This is a genomic window from Chitinophagales bacterium (assembly GCA_041392475.1).
In the GTDB taxonomy this organism is placed as follows: domain Bacteria; phylum Bacteroidota; class Bacteroidia; order Chitinophagales; family UBA2359; genus JAUHXA01.
In genome coordinates, this window is the sequence record JAWKLZ010000001.1 from 2,560,230 (window position 1) to 2,578,674 (window position 18,445).

General features: G+C 37.6%; 15 protein-coding genes. 9 read left to right on the top strand and 6 right to left on the bottom strand.

Features of this window, described 5'->3' with window-relative positions; all coding sequences use genetic code 11:
• Positions 1-5: 5 nt before the first annotated feature.
• A complete protein-coding gene (locus R3E32_09505; GenBank protein MEZ4884949.1) occupies positions 6-2,939 on the top strand; it encodes a CHAT domain-containing tetratricopeptide repeat protein in 2,934 nt (977 codons plus the stop codon).
• Here R3E32_09505 and R3E32_09510 read toward each other — a convergent pair.
• Together R3E32_09510 and R3E32_09515 are read right to left on the bottom strand one after the other, a co-directional pair.
• Complete coding sequence (locus R3E32_09510; GenBank protein MEZ4884950.1) at positions 2,936-3,721, bottom strand: class I SAM-dependent methyltransferase; 786 nt, start codon at positions 3,719-3,721, stop codon at positions 2,936-2,938. The two genes, R3E32_09505 and R3E32_09510, sit on opposite strands and share 4 nt — an antisense overlap.
• A 31-nt stretch (positions 3,722-3,752) precedes the next feature.
• Complete coding sequence (locus R3E32_09515) at positions 3,753-4,310, bottom strand: hypothetical protein (protein MEZ4884951.1); 558 nt, start codon at positions 4,308-4,310, stop codon at positions 3,753-3,755.
• Between the two features lie 355 nt (positions 4,311-4,665).
• Between R3E32_09515 and R3E32_09520 the strand changes: the two genes are divergently transcribed.
• Positions 4,666-6,546: a DUF3421 domain-containing protein gene (locus tag R3E32_09520; protein MEZ4884952.1), complete on the top strand. Its 1,881-nt coding sequence runs from the start codon at positions 4,666-4,668 to the stop codon at positions 6,544-6,546.
• A 119-nt stretch (positions 6,547-6,665) separates the two neighbouring features.
• Here R3E32_09520 and R3E32_09525 read toward each other — a convergent pair whose 3' ends face one another.
• A complete protein-coding gene (locus R3E32_09525; protein MEZ4884953.1) occupies positions 6,666-6,995 on the bottom strand; it encodes a hypothetical protein in 330 nt (109 codons plus the stop codon).
• A gap of 662 nt (positions 6,996-7,657) precedes the next feature.
• On the opposite strand from R3E32_09525, the gene R3E32_09530 reads away from it, so the two are divergent.
• The 5 genes from R3E32_09530 (at position 7,658) to R3E32_09550 (ending at position 12,497) form a co-directional block, all read left to right on the top strand.
• On the top strand, positions 7,658-8,176 hold the full coding sequence (locus R3E32_09530) for a tail fiber protein (protein ID MEZ4884954.1): 519 nt from the start codon (positions 7,658-7,660) through the stop codon (positions 8,174-8,176).
• A gap of 101 nt (positions 8,177-8,277) precedes the next feature.
• The gene (locus tag R3E32_09535) at positions 8,278-8,799 is read left to right on the top strand and encodes a tail fiber protein (protein MEZ4884955.1); all 522 of its coding nucleotides are present in this window, start codon (positions 8,278-8,280) and stop codon (positions 8,797-8,799) included.
• 117 nt (positions 8,800-8,916) lie between these two features.
• On the top strand, positions 8,917-9,438 hold the full coding sequence (locus R3E32_09540) for a tail fiber protein (protein ID MEZ4884956.1): 522 nt from the start codon (positions 8,917-8,919) through the stop codon (positions 9,436-9,438).
• Between the two features lie 393 nt (positions 9,439-9,831).
• Positions 9,832-10,977: an ABC transporter substrate-binding protein gene (locus R3E32_09545; protein MEZ4884957.1), complete on the top strand. Its 1,146-nt coding sequence runs from the start codon at positions 9,832-9,834 to the stop codon at positions 10,975-10,977.
• 347 nt (positions 10,978-11,324) lie between these two features.
• Positions 11,325-12,497: a choice-of-anchor D domain-containing protein gene (locus R3E32_09550; protein MEZ4884958.1), complete on the top strand. Its 1,173-nt coding sequence runs from the start codon at positions 11,325-11,327 to the stop codon at positions 12,495-12,497.
• 96 nt (positions 12,498-12,593) lie between these two features.
• On the opposite strand, the gene atpC is transcribed toward R3E32_09550, so the two are convergent.
• Positions 12,594-12,863: an ATP synthase F1 subunit epsilon gene (gene atpC, locus R3E32_09555; GenBank protein MEZ4884959.1), complete on the bottom strand. Its 270-nt coding sequence runs from the start codon at positions 12,861-12,863 to the stop codon at positions 12,594-12,596.
• Between the two features lie 107 nt (positions 12,864-12,970).
• Positions 12,971-14,485, bottom strand: coding sequence for a F0F1 ATP synthase subunit beta (atpD, locus tag R3E32_09560; protein MEZ4884960.1), 1,515 nt, complete (start codon positions 14,483-14,485; stop codon positions 12,971-12,973).
• Between the two features lie 330 nt (positions 14,486-14,815).
• On the opposite strand from atpD, the gene R3E32_09565 reads away from it, so the two are divergent.
• Positions 14,816-16,861 carry a tetratricopeptide repeat protein gene (locus R3E32_09565; protein ID MEZ4884961.1) on the top strand — a complete coding sequence of 682 codons (2,046 nt, stop codon included), beginning with the start codon at positions 14,816-14,818 and terminating at the stop codon, positions 16,859-16,861.
• Between the two features lie 98 nt (positions 16,862-16,959).
• Here R3E32_09565 and R3E32_09570 read toward each other — a convergent pair whose 3' ends face one another.
• Positions 16,960-17,397: an Hsp20/alpha crystallin family protein gene (locus R3E32_09570; GenBank protein MEZ4884962.1), complete on the bottom strand. Its 438-nt coding sequence runs from the start codon at positions 17,395-17,397 to the stop codon at positions 16,960-16,962.
• Between the two features lie 281 nt (positions 17,398-17,678).
• On the opposite strand from R3E32_09570, the gene R3E32_09575 reads away from it, so the two are divergent.
• Positions 17,679-18,419, top strand: a complete 741-nt coding sequence (locus R3E32_09575) for a hypothetical protein (protein MEZ4884963.1) — start codon at positions 17,679-17,681, stop codon at positions 18,417-18,419.
• Positions 18,420-18,445: the final 26 nt, after the last annotated feature.

Sequence of the window (18,445 nt, forward strand, 5' to 3'; positions counted from 1 at the left end):
ACCAAATGAAATATCAAACACCCTCGATAAATGCTCTCGAATTGCTCCAACAGGCTAAAAGTATGTTGGAGCAAAATGAGTTAACCGAACAAGTTGTGCAGTTGTTGAAGGAAGCAGCCGACAAATTTGAAGCACAAAAAACATGGGATATATATTTGCAGGCCCAAATTCAAACGGCAATTTTTTACATCAAAACCTCCAAATTTAGCACTGCCGAAACCTTACTCAATGAGGCACTGTTGAAAACTGCAGCGCATTTGAATAAGAATACGATTGAAGTAGGTGACACCTTCAATCAACTGGCAACTTGTGCTTATTACCAAGCAAACTACCCGATTGCACAACATTTTTTTGAACAAGCACTCCTTGTTTACCAAGCCAATTATGGTGAAAACCACAGAAATACAGCACGGACTTACAGCAACCTCGGCAACTGCTGTTATGCTCAAAATTTACTGGACGATGCACTGTCTTACTATCAAAAAAGCTTGGATATAAGGCAACTCGTTTTGCCCTCCAATCATCCTGATTTTGCCTTCTCTTACAGTGCTTTGGCACGATGCTACCACATAGATCGCAACTTCAAAAAAGCATTGTTGTATTTTCAACAAGCCCTTGCCATTCGGATACATCAACATGGCGAAGAACACTTGATGGTGTCTTATTCTTACACCGACCTTTCAAGTTGCTTCAAGAGCTTGCATGAATTTGCAAAGTCACGAGAATGCAATCGAAAAGCATTGGAAATCAGACAAAAAATATACAAAAAACCCCATCCAAGCATAGCCAATTGTTACTCCAAAATAGGAGACTCCTATCTACAAGAAGGTGACTTATCCAGTGCATTGAAACAGTACGAGTTAGCAGTGGAAATTCAATTGGGATTGTTGGTTGAAAATCATCCCGATTTGGCCGACAATTATGCCCAAATGGGGAAATGTCTGACAGTCGAAAATCCTGAGAAAGGTCTGGATTACCTCCAAAAAGCATTGAAAATTTACCAGCAAGTCCACGGTCAGTACCACAAAAAAACTGCAATGGCATTGGATTATATTGGGCGTTTTTACAACTACCATCAGGATTATCCGCAAGCATTGCAATATTTTCAAAAAACGATTCACAGTCTATGTGAAAAGGAAACACAATCCATAGATTTTGATGAACAAACGCTTTATCAAACACCTCAGATTGATCACTATTTATCTGCTGAAAGACTAACTAAGCCCATCGTCTCAAAGGCAAAAATCTTTTATCAACTCTACCAACAAAATCAAAACCTCAAGGACATTCGAGCAGCTTATGAACACTATGAACAATTGATTTGGTTAGTAGATGAACTCAAAAAACTACAAGGTGCCGAAACCGAACAATTGTTTTTTTCGGGAGAAGTAGCCAACTTTTACGAAGATGCGATGAAAATAGCACTGACCTACTACGAACATACGAACAATCAAAGCGTGTTGGAAAAAGTATTTTTGTTTGCAGAGAAAGGAAAAGCAGCCGTGTTATTATCCGCACTACAAAGAAGCGAGGCAAAACTGCAAAGTAACATTCCTCCTGCTTTGCTTCAAAAATCTAAAACACTGGAAATCAAACTTTCAGATTTAGAAAAACAACTTAAAATTACTTCAGATGCCGTAGAGTACCAAAGACTTCAAAACGAACTCTTCGGGGTTACTCGCCAATATGAAACCTTGACCAATCAATTAGAAGCGGATTATCCTGAGTATTACCAATTGAAGTACAAAGTCAAAACTACCAATATTAGTGAACTACAAGTGGCTTTGAAGAGCAAACAAACAGGTGATTCTTTGCATCCAACTACCCTACTTTTGTCCTATTATGTAGGTGAATCTCTGGTGTATATCTTTGAAGTAACTGCTGACAGCTACCAAGTTCACCAACTTCCAAAACCAACAGATTTGGAGGACAAGATTTTGGATTTTCAAGATGCTGTCAACCTCATGGATGTGGAAGACTATATCGAAACCGCTTCCGAATTGTATGAGTTACTGCTCGCTCCCGTTTTGGATAAATGGGGAATCCCAACTTCCATTCCCCAAAAAATGATTGTGCTGCGCCACGATTTACTGGATTATATACCTTTTGAAGCACTTTTGATACCGATGGACGAGATGGAAACAAATGGCTTTATTGATTTACCCTATTTGATTCATTACTATGAGATTAGCTACCACTATTCCACTGCATTGCTGCTCCGCAAAATCCGCCAAAGTAAAAACACTTCTATCCGCCAAAACTCCTTTTTGGGTTTTGCGCCCGTCAGCTTCAATGGCAAAGAAGAAGTAGAATTAGCTATGGAAAGTCACCGTGGCACCAGCAAGGTTTTGAGAAGCAACCGAGCAGGCGAAACGGCTCTACAAAACTTACCCAATACAGAAACAGAAGTCAAAGATGTCTATCAGCTTTTTCAGGACAAAGAACTGGATGCCAAAGCTTTTTTGTACGCCTCGGCTTCAAAAGAAAACCTCATCAAAGAAGCAGCAAACCACAAATATTTGTTGATTTCGACACACGGATTTGTAGAAGATGAAGAAGCAGGTTTGTCGGGGATTTACATGGCTGCACCTCAAGACAATAAAAATTATCTGCTCTATACTACCGACACCTATCATCTTGATCTTCATGCAGATTTAGTAGTCTTGAGCAGTTGTAGCAGTGGAGTTGGTAAATTGCAGAAAGGGGAAGGAATGATGGCTATCAACCGTGGATTTTTGTATGCAGGAGCCAGCAACATCATTTTCACCCAATTTGACATACCCGATCAAAGCAGTAGTCGATTGGTCAAAAAATTGTTTGAATACATCTTAGAAGGTGATGCCTACACCACCGCCTTGCGAAAAGCCAAACTACATTTATTGCAGGAAAAATCCAGCAGCGTACAAGATTGGGCAGGCTACCTGTTGATTGGTGTTTAGATTTTCTCTGCAATTACAAACAAATAATCTCCCTCCTCATTTTCATACCCAGCTTTCACCGCAAACCAATCCCCACTATGCACATCCTCTTCCAAATCCAATAAACCTTTTTCAACTTCTGCTTGATTCGCCAATTCTGCAAAAGAAGAAATGCCCTTTCGAACGTTGGGGTGCAGATAAAGATGAGGCTCATGTTTGCCTGCATACAAAAATAAATCCTTTAACTCTGTGTGGACAAAATAAGGTTCACTTTCAATGTTTTGGAAGCTACTTTGCTTCAAATATTTTTCCACTACTTCAAAATCAGGCATTTGCTGCATCGATTTTTCCAACATTTTCGGAAAATAACGATTCAGCCAGTAGCCCCGCATCTGTTGAGGTGTTGAAGTAAAAATCACCATTCTACCATTTGGCTTCAATACTCGATACATCTCTGCAAAAGCAGCCTCTAAATCTTGCCAATGGTGTAGTGTCAAAGTCGCCAATATACCATCTACCGAAGCATCCTCCAATCCTGTTTGTTCAGCAGTACCATACCGCCATTCAATGCTATCGCACTTTGATTGGGCAATTTCCAGCATCTTGGTAGCCGGTTCAATTCCAATAAATTGCATTCCTTTTTTCTCATGCAAAGCAATCGTGTAATTCCCAGTACCACAACCGATGTCTAGATAGATACCTTCTTTTTGGGGCTGCAAATACCCATACAATCGCTCCATAAGATGGGAATCTGCTTTTCGAGTCTTATTGTAGTTGATTCCGATTTTGTTGTATTTTTCCATGATTCACTGTAAGGAGTTAGAGTGTTAGTTATTAATGCGGCAATCCTTTTTTCACCTCCTTCAAAAGCGCATTGATTGCATTTCTGACCGCCAAATTATACAGTTCGATTGTGTATTCTTTGGTCGCTTTTTTTGCAGGGTTTTCGTAGCGGATTTCTATGTTTGCATCAAAGGATACATTGTCATTTGGAACCTGAATAAACAAAGTCGCCTTGAACACTACATCCTCTATTGCAGCACCATAGAACTCACATCTTCCTTCAACTACACTCAATCTAAAATTTGCTGCAATACCTTCATCCGATTTTGAAGACTGTCGGATAATGTTTTCAATATCACTCTTATTGGTTTGGCTCAATTCAGGATTCCCTTTCCAAACACTTTTATTCGAGTTATTGAGCAATCCCCAATCCATGAGCAATAAGGGCATTTCTCTTTTATCCACAATTTCGATTTTTAGTACATCGAAAGGAAGGCTTACTGCATTGACCGAATAATCTTCCGGAAGTACATTTTTAGTGGTAGAACAGCCAGCAGATAATATTGACATAGTAGCTATTACAAAAGCAAAAAGGTTGATTTTTTTCATGAAATGTTGGTTTTGATATTTAGTACAGCATATTCTGCTGCAATTATTTATTTTGAATGAAAGACATAAGCATAAAGATAGAAAATCTAATATACTGACAGTAAATGAAATATAAAACACCTCTTGTAAACTCTTTGGAATCTTTAGTCTTGTGTCTTTAGTTTAAAGTCTAATATTTGCTAAACGCCTGAATGATTTTTATGTTTTTTTGAGCCTTTTTTCAATTCATGATTTTTTTTTGTCGGAACAAATATTCGAAAGTCGTCTAATAGTGCATGTTTAGCAAGTAAGTCCATTTTTCAGATGGTCGAACAAGCATTTTTTATTATACAAAAACCTCAAAATCTTTTTCAACATGACAAAATTCATGCAGTTATCCATTGTGTTAGTTTTGATGCTAACTTTCAGCATCCATTCTTTCGCACAACTTTCTTGGGCAAAATATGAAGGAAAAATTCCAGTAGATGTCGTCATGGGCGGCGAAGAAAATGGTCAAAATTTACCTGTATGCCGATGTGAATACCAAGGAGGAACACATCCTGGCAAAGTAGTCAAAAATATGTGTCACATTGGTTGGGGCGGTAAAGAAGTATATCTCAAAATCTTTGACCTATTGGTCCACAATGGAGCAACCGACATCAGTTGGGAAAAAGTAAGCAACAACAAACTACCTGACAATGCCTTTGTAGGTGGTAGCGAAAACGGAAAACCACTATATGTAGGAAAAGCAATGTACAGTCTTTCTGGTAGAAATATGGGTACACATCCTGGCAAAATATTCACTTCCAACAATACACTTATTTGCAACTTTGGCTATGGAGGTAAAGAGATTGTCGAAAAAGCAAACTTTTATGTCTTGACCGAAAAGGCATTTCAGCCAAGCGAAATTGACCCCAACTTTTGGTACCGCCTGACTACACAGTGGCAAGGAGACGACAGATCTTTGGACATCGTGAATGACGGCAAAAACAATAACCAGCCTATACTCGCCAAAACGGGCAATTACACAGGGCAATATTGGAAATTCACACCATTGGGGAAAGGATTTTATCGAATGACTACTAGCTGGCAAGGAGATGATAAATCTTTGGACATTGTAAATGACGGTAAAAACAACAACAAGCCCATACTCGCCAAAACGGGAAACTATTCAGGTCAATATTGGAAACTAACTGAAAAAAATGGATTCTATCGCCTCACTACAGGCTGGCAAGGAGATGTCAAATCATTGGACATTGTGAATGACGGCAAAAACAACCAGCCAATACTCGCCAAAACAGGCAACTATTCTGGACAATACTGGAAACTAACCAAAATTGGCCCCATCAAAACCGAACCTACCAAACCCAACAAGCCTATTGAAGTTTCAAAACCAATAGATAAAACGCCCATAAATAAGACACCCAAAGAATCAGCCTACAATGGCCCGCAAGTATTCAGTCATACCACTTCAAGCAGCAATACGTTTGGCAATTCAACAGTTCTTGACAACCCCAAAACCAACAGCAACCGAGATGCAATTATTTTCGTGACTCCCAACTGGAAAGGCCCTTATGTGCCAACTGAAATAGGTGTTTATTGGCATGGTGACAAATGGAGAGTATTCAACCAAGATTTCAAAACTGCTCTTCCTAGCAACTATCGCTTTAATGTATTGGCTTACGACAAAGCTGCAAAAAATGTATTCGTTCACAAAGCAGATAAAAGCAACATTTTTGGCTCGAAAAAACACATCACCCGCATCAAAAACCCTTATGCCGATGGTGATAATAGCGCAAAACTCATTGTCGCTCAAAATTATGGAGAAAACGGCAAAGGAGTTTACAACAATCATCCCATTGGAGTCTATTACGAAGGTGGATACTGGACGATTTACAACCAAGATATGGAACCCATGCCCGAAAACGCCCAATTCAATGTATTGGTATTGAAGAATGGCAGTGATAGTGGTGTGAAGTCGGCAAGTGTTTTCAACCACAAAGCCACTACTGACAATCTCTTGAAAGGCATGGCACACGTTTCATCTATAGACAATGCTTCTACCAATAGCAAGCCGAATGTGATGATATTTGCTACTTCAAGTTGGAATACAGGAGTTTACAACAAACACAATATTGCAGCCTATTATCATGCTGGTAAATGGACAATCTACAATCGTGACAAAACAGCATTGCCTCAAAACGCTTACTTCAATGTGTTGGTAATAGATTCTGCAAATATTAACACTGCCAAATAATGAAACCATTTATTGTTTCCTATTCATCGGATGAATCTTAAAAACAAAAGGTCTGTTTTTCTAATTAAAAAACAGACCTTTTGTTTATTGAGTAAGAAAACGCAATTGGGAGAAAAATGCTAAGACACCATCACCTTTGCCATTCCATTTTGTTTCGAAAACTCAATCAAATTGCCACTTCGATTTTTGAAAGCAAAAACATAGTTCTCACCTTTGTATTCTTCCTTCACCACTCTATGAATGGAAAGCATTTCTTCTGCTAGCGCATAGCGATTGTTGATGTTCAACTCAGAAGAAGTTTGAAGAATTTGACCCTTCAAATCTTGAATATGTAAAGAAATAAATGAAGGCAGAGTAGGTTGAATGATTTGAGCAGAAGCAGAAATGCCTGTGCTAAAGCAAGCACCTAAAATAGTAGTAGCATTAATAAAAGTACGTCTTTTCATCATAAGATGGAATTTAGTAGTGAAATAATGATTTTGAGTGATGGTTATCCAAATGTAATCGAATTTTATGGAAACCTAAAATTTTATTCACCACAAAGATTAAATTATTTTAATTGACCTATGCTTGTTTCTGAATCCACGGTTTTTACAACTTTACTGTACTTCATTTTTTTTAACGAAAAGTTACAATCGTTAAAACAATAAAAAGGTTGTAAGTGAAAGAGTTACAAGTGTTGAATGCCACTACTCTTTCTTTTTCAAATAATATTTCTAAGCCATTGTTGAAAAATAGCAGAAAAATGGTACATTTGGCATTTAGAAAATTGTTTGTCACAATATTTTTTTTCAAAAAAAATAGCAAAAAACCTTCAAAACAACAACCCAAATTCGTCTATTGAAGAAACAAAAAATCTCATAAATTAAACACTCAATTTTTATGAAGACCATACGCTACAAAACTCCAAATCTAAAACGAGTTTGCTTCTGCAATACTCATCTTCAAATCTGTTACCTTTTCCTGTTTTTCTTGTTCTCTACTTAGAGAATCATCTGTTTGATAAAACAATACACCCTTTCTTATTCAAAAATAAATGCCTGCTGCAATGTATAATTGCAATGGTATTGCTATAGTTATATTTTTCTTAATCTTTTAAAACACATTTATTATGTCAGAACCTTTTGTAGGCGAAATCAGAATGTTTGCTGGAAATTTTGCACCACGGGGCTGGGCATTTGCAGACGGACAGTTATTAGCTGTCTCTCAAAATGATGCTTTATTCAGCTTATATGGTACTATTTATGGTGGTGATGGACGAACCACCTTTGCCTTACCTGATTTACGTGGTCGAATTCCTCTTCACGCTGGTCATGGACCAGGGCTAAGTGAGCGAAGACTTGGAAGTAAGGGCGGCTCAGAAAATGTGACTTTAACTGTAAATCAATTGCCTTCGCATAATCATGGAGTAGCAGCAGCAGGTGTGGACGGAGACAAAAACATTCCTACTGGTAACTATTTGGCTGGAAGCGGAGCAAGAGATACAGAATATGATTCCTCACAAGATGCAGGTATGAGTGCTGCAGCGGTAGCTTCAACTGGAGGCTCTCAATCCCATACTAATTTGATGCCTGCTCTTTGCGTTAATTATATTGTAGCATTGGTTGGGATATACCCTTCTAGAAACTAAGGAATCTACATCTATTGCGGAAAATTTTAAAACAATTCAAGTCTTTTGCATTAAAAATAGCATAAAGACGAATTTTATCATTTAAAAAAATAATTAAAGATATGTCAGAACCTTTTTTGAGCCAAATAAGCATCGTTGGTTTCAACTTTGCCCCACGAGGATGGGCTTTTTGTGATGGACAAATATTACCCATCAACCAAAACCAGGCATTGTATTCTTTATTGGGAACTACCTATGGCGGTGATGGTCGTACTTCTTTTGCCCTTCCAGATTTACGTGGAAGAACGCCAGTACATCCTGGTAGTGGCACAAGTGGTCACAATATTCAATTAGGGCAAAAGTCAGGTGAAGAAACCCATACCTTGACGACAGCAGAAATGCCAAGTCATAATCATACCCTAAAAGGAAGTACTAGCCCAGGAAATCAGGCATCTCCTGTAAATCATGTCTATGCAGATACTGGTGCGCAAGATCCTGAATATCATTCAGGTAGTAGCATAGGACAGATGGGGGCAAGCAGTCTTACAAATGCAGGAGGAGGACAAGCGCATGAAAACATGCAGCCTTTTCTTACTCTTAATTATGTTATTGCTTTGCAAGGGCTATTTCCTTCTAGAAATTAAAGGAAATCTATGTCGTAAATTTAACCAATTAATTAACAATGAATAATACTCGGATATTCAAGAGGGTAAAAGAAATTCTTTATCTGAGTGTTGTTTTTTTATAAATATAATAATATTATGTCAGAACCTTTTATCGGCGAAATTCGCATTTTCGGTTGCAATTTTGCCCCACGTTCTTGGGCTTTTTGTAATGGGCAATTACTCCCAATATCACAAAATACAGCCCTTTTTAGTATTATAGGCACTACCTATGGTGGCGACGGACGCTCAACAATGGCACTTCCTGACCTTCAGGGTAGAGCTGCAATGCACCCTGGTCGAGGTCCTGGTTTGACAAGCCGTCAATTAGGAGAACGCACAGGAACTGCTACTGTAACGCTATCAGCCGCTCAAATGCCAAATCATACACATACATTTAGATGCTTAAGTACTTCTGGTAGTTCAGCTACTCCAATTAATTGTTATCCTGCAGAATCTGGTGCAAGAGATACAGAGTATATTGCAGATGCACCAAATACCGATTTTAATAATAATGCTATTCAATTACAAGGGGGGAATCAGGCACACAACAATGTGCAACCCTATTTAGGTCTAAACTTTTGTATTGCATTGCAGGGGCTTTATCCATCAAGAAGTTAATGAAATTTCTTATTAGACTTGTACGGATTTGATTATGATAGAGTTATGTGAAAAGTGATTTGTTGTGTGCAATTATTTTCCTCTTGAAAAACATTTGTTATAATCAAAATATAGGACTCTTTTTCAAAACATTTGTTTATGAGTGTTTTAAGCATAAAATAATAAATCATTAAATATTTTCAATAATTTATTATTCACTGATTATCGAGCCGAACAAGTCTATTAGGTAAAATGTATTAAAACAACCTTAAAAATTGTCTAACAGTTTTTAAGGTTGTTTTACTTTTAAATGTATAAAAATTATATTATCAGGATTAAACTGAATTATCCTATAAGCTTAAGAGAAGCCTATTATTTCGGAGTAACTTCTGTCTAAAATGAAATTAATAATTTATGGAGTATAAAATTGGCTTACTGATAGCCCAATCAAATACTTATTCAAGTTCACAAGATTTTTTTTGGGGCTTTAAAGAAGGTTTAAAAAAAGTTCCAGATTTTCCTGTTAAAATATTTGTTGAAAATATTGGTTTTGGGCAAAAAACAGCGATTCAACAGCAGTATGAAAAAATGGCACTTCAAAATGCACCAGATATTATTGTAGGTATGGCTCAATGGAGGAGCCTAGTGGGAAATGAAAAAGTATTGAACCAATATAGAATACCTGCCCTTTTTTGCGATATTGGAGCAAATTTACCCTTACCACAACCTCTAGGAGAACACATATATTTCAATTCTTTCAATTTATGGCAATCAAATTTTGCTATGGGAAAATACCTTGCAAAACAAGGTCACAAAAAGGTACTCTATCTTTCCCATTTTTATGATGGGGGCTATCATACTCCTTATGCTTTTTGCAGTGGAGTCTCAATGGGAAGGGGGGATTATGTAATGCCCTTTGCTATTCAAGATGGATACAATGAACAAGAATTTGAGCGATTAAAGATGCACATTGAGCAAACGAAGCCAGATGCAATTCACGCCCTATATTCCAATCCTCGACATTATGTACTTTTAGATTGGTTGAAAAACAATCCTCAAACTAAAGATATTTCTTTGACAGCTAATCCTTATTGGGTTGATGATGATTTACTTTTGAGAAATCCAAATGAACATACAATAGGTATCCTATCTGCTAATTCATGGTCTCGTCTATCGCCCAACCCTATCAATCAAGCTATAGTGAGCCAATTTGAAGAAGAGGAAGAAGAAACTTGTAGTGTATTTGTGATGATGGGTTATGAAGCGGGGGCATTGCTTGCAAAAGCCTATGAGGCATTGGGGGATAAATGGAGCAAACGCAAATATTTTAAAAGTTTTTTATTAGACGCAAAATTAGACGGACCGCGGGATGGTCATCACTTCAATTCTGAGTATCAATGTAGTTTTGCCAATCATCATCTAAGAAAGGTTGAAAAAACAGAAGGTGGATTGCAGAATAAAGTAATCCGAGATTTAAACATTGATGAAAGTTTAACTATTTTGAAGCCGCTTTATGAAAAACCTAACTCTGGTTGGGATAACCTGTATTTATGTGTTTAATTGCAGTTCTTACAACTTGTCCTCTCTCCCCTAAACTTGTTATTTTAGGAAAAAAAATTGTAGCTGTACATCAGCTAGGATGATTGGTGTATTTTTAAATCATGTTGCATGCTGATTTATTAAAAATATTTGAATTCAGATAGTGTTTTGTCAAAAAAAAGTCAAAATATTCTTTTCCCTATCATTTTTTTGAAACTACTGTTAATGTTTCTGAAAAATTGCAACTAAAATAAAGAGAGTCGTCTATAAATAATATAGTTGATTGATGAAATTTATAGAGGCTAAAAGATGAATTTTCATATAAAAAAACGATATATACTAATATCTTTACAAAAAAAGTGATTACTATGAAAAAAATATTTTACTTTATTATTATTAGTCTTGTTTATTCTAGCCCAAGCTATGGTCAGACAATCTCGTTTAAAGGTTGCACTGGAGACTTTGGAAATTTTACTTATACCTTCTCTAAAACTGGAACGACTACTTTCTCAGGTACTGTAAGGAATACATACGAGTTGACTCCAGTGGACTTTAATGAAGGTTGCACTGCGGGAGTTTGTGAAGCTCGGGTAATCTACACAGGTACACAATGGGAACTTCAATTAGATAACGACTCTTCCCCTTGTGGTGGTGGTGGTTTGCCTGCTGACTATGGTTGTGTTGAATACCATAATACAACAGATTCTTTCCCCAATCCACCAGATTTGACCTTAGGGACTTGGGTTGGAGATGCTACGTTTTGTTCCGATGCGATGCAAGATTTTTCAGGCACAGGTACACAAAATTTTATTGGAGCTCCTTCCACCGCCCCCGAAATCGCCCTCTCTGCCAATAGCAACAACATCGCAGATGGTTCCAATTTAGCTGCAGCCACTACTACTAACGGCACTGACTTTGCCAATGTATGTGTAGAGGGAGGAACTGCCACTATTACCTACACCATCACCAACAGCGGAGATGCCGATTTGACTTTGGACGGCACCGCTCCAAATTATGTAACACTTTCAGGAGGAAATGCGGGAGATTTTTCTGTTACTACCCAACCGAGTTCAGGTACAGTTCCCCATACTACAAGTAACACTACTACCTTTGAGATTACCTTCAATCCAACAGCTACGGGAGAACGCTCCACAACCGTCAGTATTGCCAACAACGACAGTAATGAAAACCCATTCGATTTTGTCATCAAAGGAACAGGCGTTCAGCCCACAGTTACGGTAGCTGCAACCACAGCTAGTATTGCTGAAAACAGTGGCAGCAGTCTGGTCTATCGTTTTACACGCACTACCTGTACTGTAGAAACATTGGCGGTCAATTTCAGCATTAGCGGTACAACTGCAGATACAGATTACACTGTAGTCACAGGAGGAACAGGATTGGTAACATACAATGCTGGCACCAATACAGGGACAATCACTTTCCCTGCCAATTCACAGACAGTAGATTTGACAGTGACACCAGTAGGAGATACTGATATTGAAGCAGATGAAACGGTGGTGGTGACGATTGATACTCCTTGATGCATTAATTTATTAACGTTCAACAATCAAAAAGGGCAAGTTTTTATAAAACTTGCCCTTTTTGATTGTTGAAGGAAATTCAGCAGATTCATTCAATCATTTATCTGCTCCTTCTTTTTTTGCACCTTCGGTTAATACGATAATGTGGTTGTTCAATACCTCTACAAATCCCGCTTTAATATCCCAAGTAATTGAAGTAGCGCCATTTTCGGCTCCATTCAACCGCAAAGGTCCTGTTTTTAAAGCGGCAATCAAAGGAGCGTGATTGTTCAATATTTCAAAAGAACCACTCACACCAGGCAGTTGAATTCCACTCGCTTCACCTTTATACACCAATAGGTCGGGAGTTAATATTTCTACATTCATCTAATTGGAGATTTTTTTTAGTTAATAGTGACCATTAAATTAATGGTTGGTAACTCGTTGTATATTTATTTAACTAGTGACCAACCACTATTTTTTAATCACTAAAATTACAAATTCGCCTCAGCTTCTGCAATCAGTTTCTTACCTTTTGCAATCGCATCATCAATCGTACCTACCAAGTGAAAAGCGTTTTCAGGATAATCATCCACTTCGCCGTCCAAAATCATGTTGAAACCACGAATGGTTTCTTCAATAGATACCCAAACACCTTTCATACCTGTAAATTGCTCCGCAACGTGAAAAGGTTGTGAAAGGAAGTTTTGTACTCGTCTTGCTCTATGTACCACTAATTTATCATCTTCACTCAATTCGTCCATACCCAAAATCGCAATAATGTCTTGCAATTCTTTGTAACGTTGAAGAATCTGAGTCACTCTTTGAGCCGCTTTGTAATGATCTTCTCCCAAAATGCCAGGATCCAAAATACGTGAGGTAGAATCCAATGGGTCTACCGCAGGATAAATTCCCAAAGCTGATAATTTACGACTCAATACTGTTTTTGCGTCCAAGTGGGCAAAAGTCGTTGCAGGAGCAGGGTCGGTCAAGTCATCCGCAGGTACATATACTGCCTGAACAGACGTGATAGAACCACGCTTTGTAGAAGTGATACGCTCTTGCATCAGTCCCATTTCGGTAGCCAAAGTTGGCTGATAACCTACCGCAGAAGGCATACGCCCCAACAATGCCGATACCTCAGAACCCGCTTGTGTAAATCGGAAAATATTGTCAATAAAGAAAAGGATGTCACGTCCACCGCTATCACCTTCATCTCCATCTCTAAAGTACTCTGCAACAGTCAAACCAGACAAAGCCACTCTCGCCCTTGCACCAGGAGGCTCATTCATCTGACCAAATACCATGGTAATAAAGGATTCTTTCAACTGTTCTACATCAATTTTTGACAAGTCCCAGTTGCCTGTTTCCTCCAATTCGTGTAAGAATTTGTCGCCATATCTTACCACCTTTGCCTCTACCATTTCACGAAGCAAATCGTTTCCTTCACGGGTTCTTTCACCCACACCTGCAAACACAGACAAGCCTGAGTATCCAAGTGCAATGTTGTTGATCAACTCCATGATGATAACGGTTTTTCCAACACCCGCACCACCAAAAAGACCTACTTTTCCACCTTTTGCATAAGGCTCTAAAAGATCAATTACTTTTATACCTGTGAACAACGGTTCTGTCTGTGTTGTCAGGTCTTCAAAAGGAGGCGGGTTTCGGTGAATAGGGTAAGAACGGGTTGTTTTTACATCACGAATACCATCAATGGTCTCTCCTACTACGTTGAACAAACGCCCTCTGATGTCTTCACCAACAGGCATAGAGATAGGCGCACCTGTATCTGTAACGCGCATACCTCTTACCAATCCATCCGTAGAATCCATTGCAATGGTTCTTACGCTGTCTTCTCCTAAGTGTTTCTGACATTCTAATACCAGACTTCTGCCATCTTCTCTATCCACAGTTAGTGCATGTAGAATTTCGGGAAGTTCTCCTTCTGGAAACTCCACATCAATGACAGCTCCAATAATCGCCTTGATTTTACCTATGTTAGCCATATAGTTTAATAAAATTAAATCTATGATTATAATTTTGCCGCAAAAGTACGGGAATAATGGTAAAAATCAAACATAAAATTCTTATTCTTTGTTAGTCCTAAAGTTTATTTTTGCATTTACCTTGAAATAGTGAGTGTTGGAGCAAATAAAGAGTAATTGAAGGAGGGATACATACGGATAGAAAAGAAAAAAGTTACAAAAAATTTGCTTTTTTTATAAATTTTTGTTATTTTTACAAAAAAATGACTTTGCGAATCCCACTAAACTATTTTATCCTATAAACTTGGTTCGTTTTTTGCTCTCAAAAAAAGGTTAAAACTAGCATAGAACATGAAAAAAAATATCAACATCTTATTGGTCATTACTTGCTTACTAATGGGTACAGAAGTAGCTTTTGCTCAATCTAATACACTGCAAAAAGCCAATGACTACTTTGAACAAGCTGAGTACACTCAATCCATAGAACTTTATAAAAAAGTTCTCAAGAAAAATGAAAGTGATAAAGTTGCATTGGAGCAAATAGCCCATGCCTATCGCTTGCTTAATCGTTTTGACGAAGCAGAGCAATGGTATCAAAAAGCCATGATATTTAACAGCAATAATGCGTTGTTAAAATTTCATTATGCTCAGGCATTGATGGTCAATGGTAAATACACCGAAGCAGCTAAGTATTTTAACGAGTATGCCCAAAAAGTGCCTTACGACTCAAGAGGAGCAAAGTTTGCTGAGTCCTGTCGCAATATGACGATTCAGCAACAAGATACCTATATGTATCACCTTCAAGAACCTTCTTTCAATTCTGCGGCTAATGACCTCTCCCCTTCTTTTTACAAAGAAAGTATTGTATTTGCCACTATTCAAGGAAACAATACCTCTATTTACCAAACCAAAACCAAGAATAACCAATGGGAAACACCAAATTTATTCGCTGGAATCAATAACAACGATTCTTATGAGGGAGCTATTTCCTTCAACAAGGCGGGTAATAAAATGTACTTCTCTCGCAATGTAGGCACAGAAGGCAATACAAACCGCTTGAAAATATTTGAAGCAGATTTAGTAGGAAATCAATGGTCTAATATTAGGGAACTTCCTTTCAATAGTAATTTCTATTCGGCAGGATATCCTGCTCTTTCTGCTGACGGACTTACCCTCTATTTTTCATCCGATATGCCTGGTGGGTATGGCGGTAGTGATTTGTATGCTAGTTTTTACGAAAATGGAACTTGGTCAAATCCCATGAATTTGGGAAGTACAGTCAATACAGAAGGTAATGAAATGTATCCTTTTGTGCATTCAAATGGCGCACTTTATTTCGCTTCAAATGGTTTAGGTGGTTTAGGAGGATTTGACATATTTGGTGCCACCGAAATCAATAACACCAAATGGAAAGTAGAAAACGTAGGTGCTCCTATCAATAGCTCAAGCAATGATTTTGGATTGATCTTGACAGATGATTTCAAAATAGGGTATTTTGCGTCCAATAGGAAAGGCGGAAAAGGGAATATTGATATCTACCAAATAACTATCAACGAAGCCAAAGCTGCCGAAATGATTGCAAAATCTGCGAGCCAATCTTCGCTTCATACCTTCCAAACCAACTATATTAAATCAAAAAATACTGCTGAAAAAACAACCGAATCAAATGAAATCTTTTCTACCAAAAAATACTTACTTCAAAAAGACTTGAAACTCGTTTTGGTAGGGATTGTATTGAGCAAAGATACCAAAGAACCTGTTGAAGGAGCGAGAGTTGTTCTTGAAGACTTGGCCAATACTCATAAACAAGAATTTATCACACAAAACGATGGTAATTTTTATTTTAAATTAGAAGCAGAAAGACAATATAAATTGTTTCAAATCAACAACAATGGAACAATAGAAACTTTCAAAAATATTTCAACGATTAATAAAGATGAAACCCAAATTCTCCACGCAGTATTGGAGAGTTCTAGTACTAGCGTCAACCTTGTTAAGACTGAGCAAAATGCTTCTTTACAAAGTTACCATACTCAGACAAGCCCACAAAGAGACACCTTCAATGTCAATGAATCAGCTGAACGTGCTATGAGCAGCACTTATAACAATGGTCCATACTCTGATAGCCAACTTGTCTTCAAAATTCAAATTGGTGCTTTTAGACAAAAATTAGATGTCAACTCCCAGTTTTTGAACAAAGTGAAAGGAGAAGTTGAAACAGAAAAAACCCGTAATGGTTTGATTAGATATATGATGGGAAAATTCAACGACTTTTCGGATGCAGAACAATTTAGAATAAGACTACTTCGACAAGGTTATACAAAAGCATTTGTAGCAGCATATATCAACAATGTACGCTTAGATATGCCAGTAGAGGAAGTACTTCAACGCTATTAAATCTCCAAAAAATAAAACTCCTTAAATCATCTATACAAAAAAAAGGCTGTTACTAATTGTAACAGCCTTTTCTTTTATACTCTTCACCAATTTCTCTACTAAAAAATATCTATTTTGTGTCCTTCACTTTCCCTTGCCTCCTCTTTCTTGAGCAAAGTAATCTCCAACAAACCATTCTCATAAACAGCGCTAATCAAAGATGGGTCAACTGTTTCGGGAATTCCAAATGCCCGCTTAAAAGAATAATAGTTAAATTCTTGCTGTACATACTTCAAGGATTGCTGCTCAGAAGTCAATGCTTTTTCAACCCCTACCATGAGTGCTCCATCTTTGATACTTAGTTGAAAATCCTTCTTTTCCATACCAGGAGCTGCAACCCACACAACGAATCGGTCACCTTTCTCAACAATGTTGATAGCAGGTGCTTTCGTACCAATATCAGCAGAAGAAAGAGACCCTACTAAGCCTTCAATTTCTTTTCCGAGATTACCTGCGATGTCTGTAATAAAATCTGTTCCTTTTTTAAAAAAATCCATTTCACGGGTATTTGATAATGTTAAACAAAAAAATGTAGTCAAATATGTTAAGGCAAAATTCTCAAAAAAAGTTTCCAAATTGTGAAGAATCTTATCACATTCAAGTTACTAAAAAAATCCATGCCCGCAAGCCCCTTGAAAAACATACTGCTATTTAACTTATAATGGCATGAAATTTGCAAATTTCAGACTGTACGAATATATTTACAGTAAAGTTTCAAAAAAAGCCATGTTTTTTCCCTTATTCTATATTCTTTACAGAACTTAGACAATTGTACACCATGAAAAAGCTACTATACATCTTCGGCACCTTACTACTACTCAATTCTTGTCAAAAGAGTGTGATTTCACCCGATGAAAACCTACTCCTACAAGAAAACTGCAACCAATCAGATTTAATCAAAAATCTCTACACAAATGATGCAGCAAAATTAGCTTTGGAACTGATGAAACATGATGAAGTCAGCACAGCGGCTATTCAAATACCTGTTGATTACTATCAAAAAGCAATGGATGCATTAATGGCAGTGTACAATGCCAAAGAAATAGCAGCCCGTGATTTGATAATTGATGTGTATGATGTTCATGCCTTACCAACACCCAATCGTTTTATGGTAAGTTACAATACTGCTTATCCGTGGACGAACAACTGGATTCATGGTGTTCAAAAAACAGGTAATAAAGCCATTGACCAACTATTGCAGGACAACAATCTTGAGGTAGTAGAATACCTCAGTTTTATCAACAGTGTGGTTTTACAAACCAAATCAACACTCAATACAAGTTCTTTGGTCAATACACTGAATGGCATCGGTGGTATTGAGAGAGCCGAATATGAGCAGCCAATGAGTGATGGCAATGATATTGAAGTCCGCACCTTTGACGATTATTTAGAAATGACCTACAGTGTAGGTTATGGCGATTGTCAATCTGGCTGCCGTTTTAGAACTTACTGGCAATTCCAAGTTTACGGCGATTGCAGTGTAGAATATGTGGGAAACTTCGGTGATCCTGCACCTTAAAAAAAGCAAAAAACTTCAACTACTTT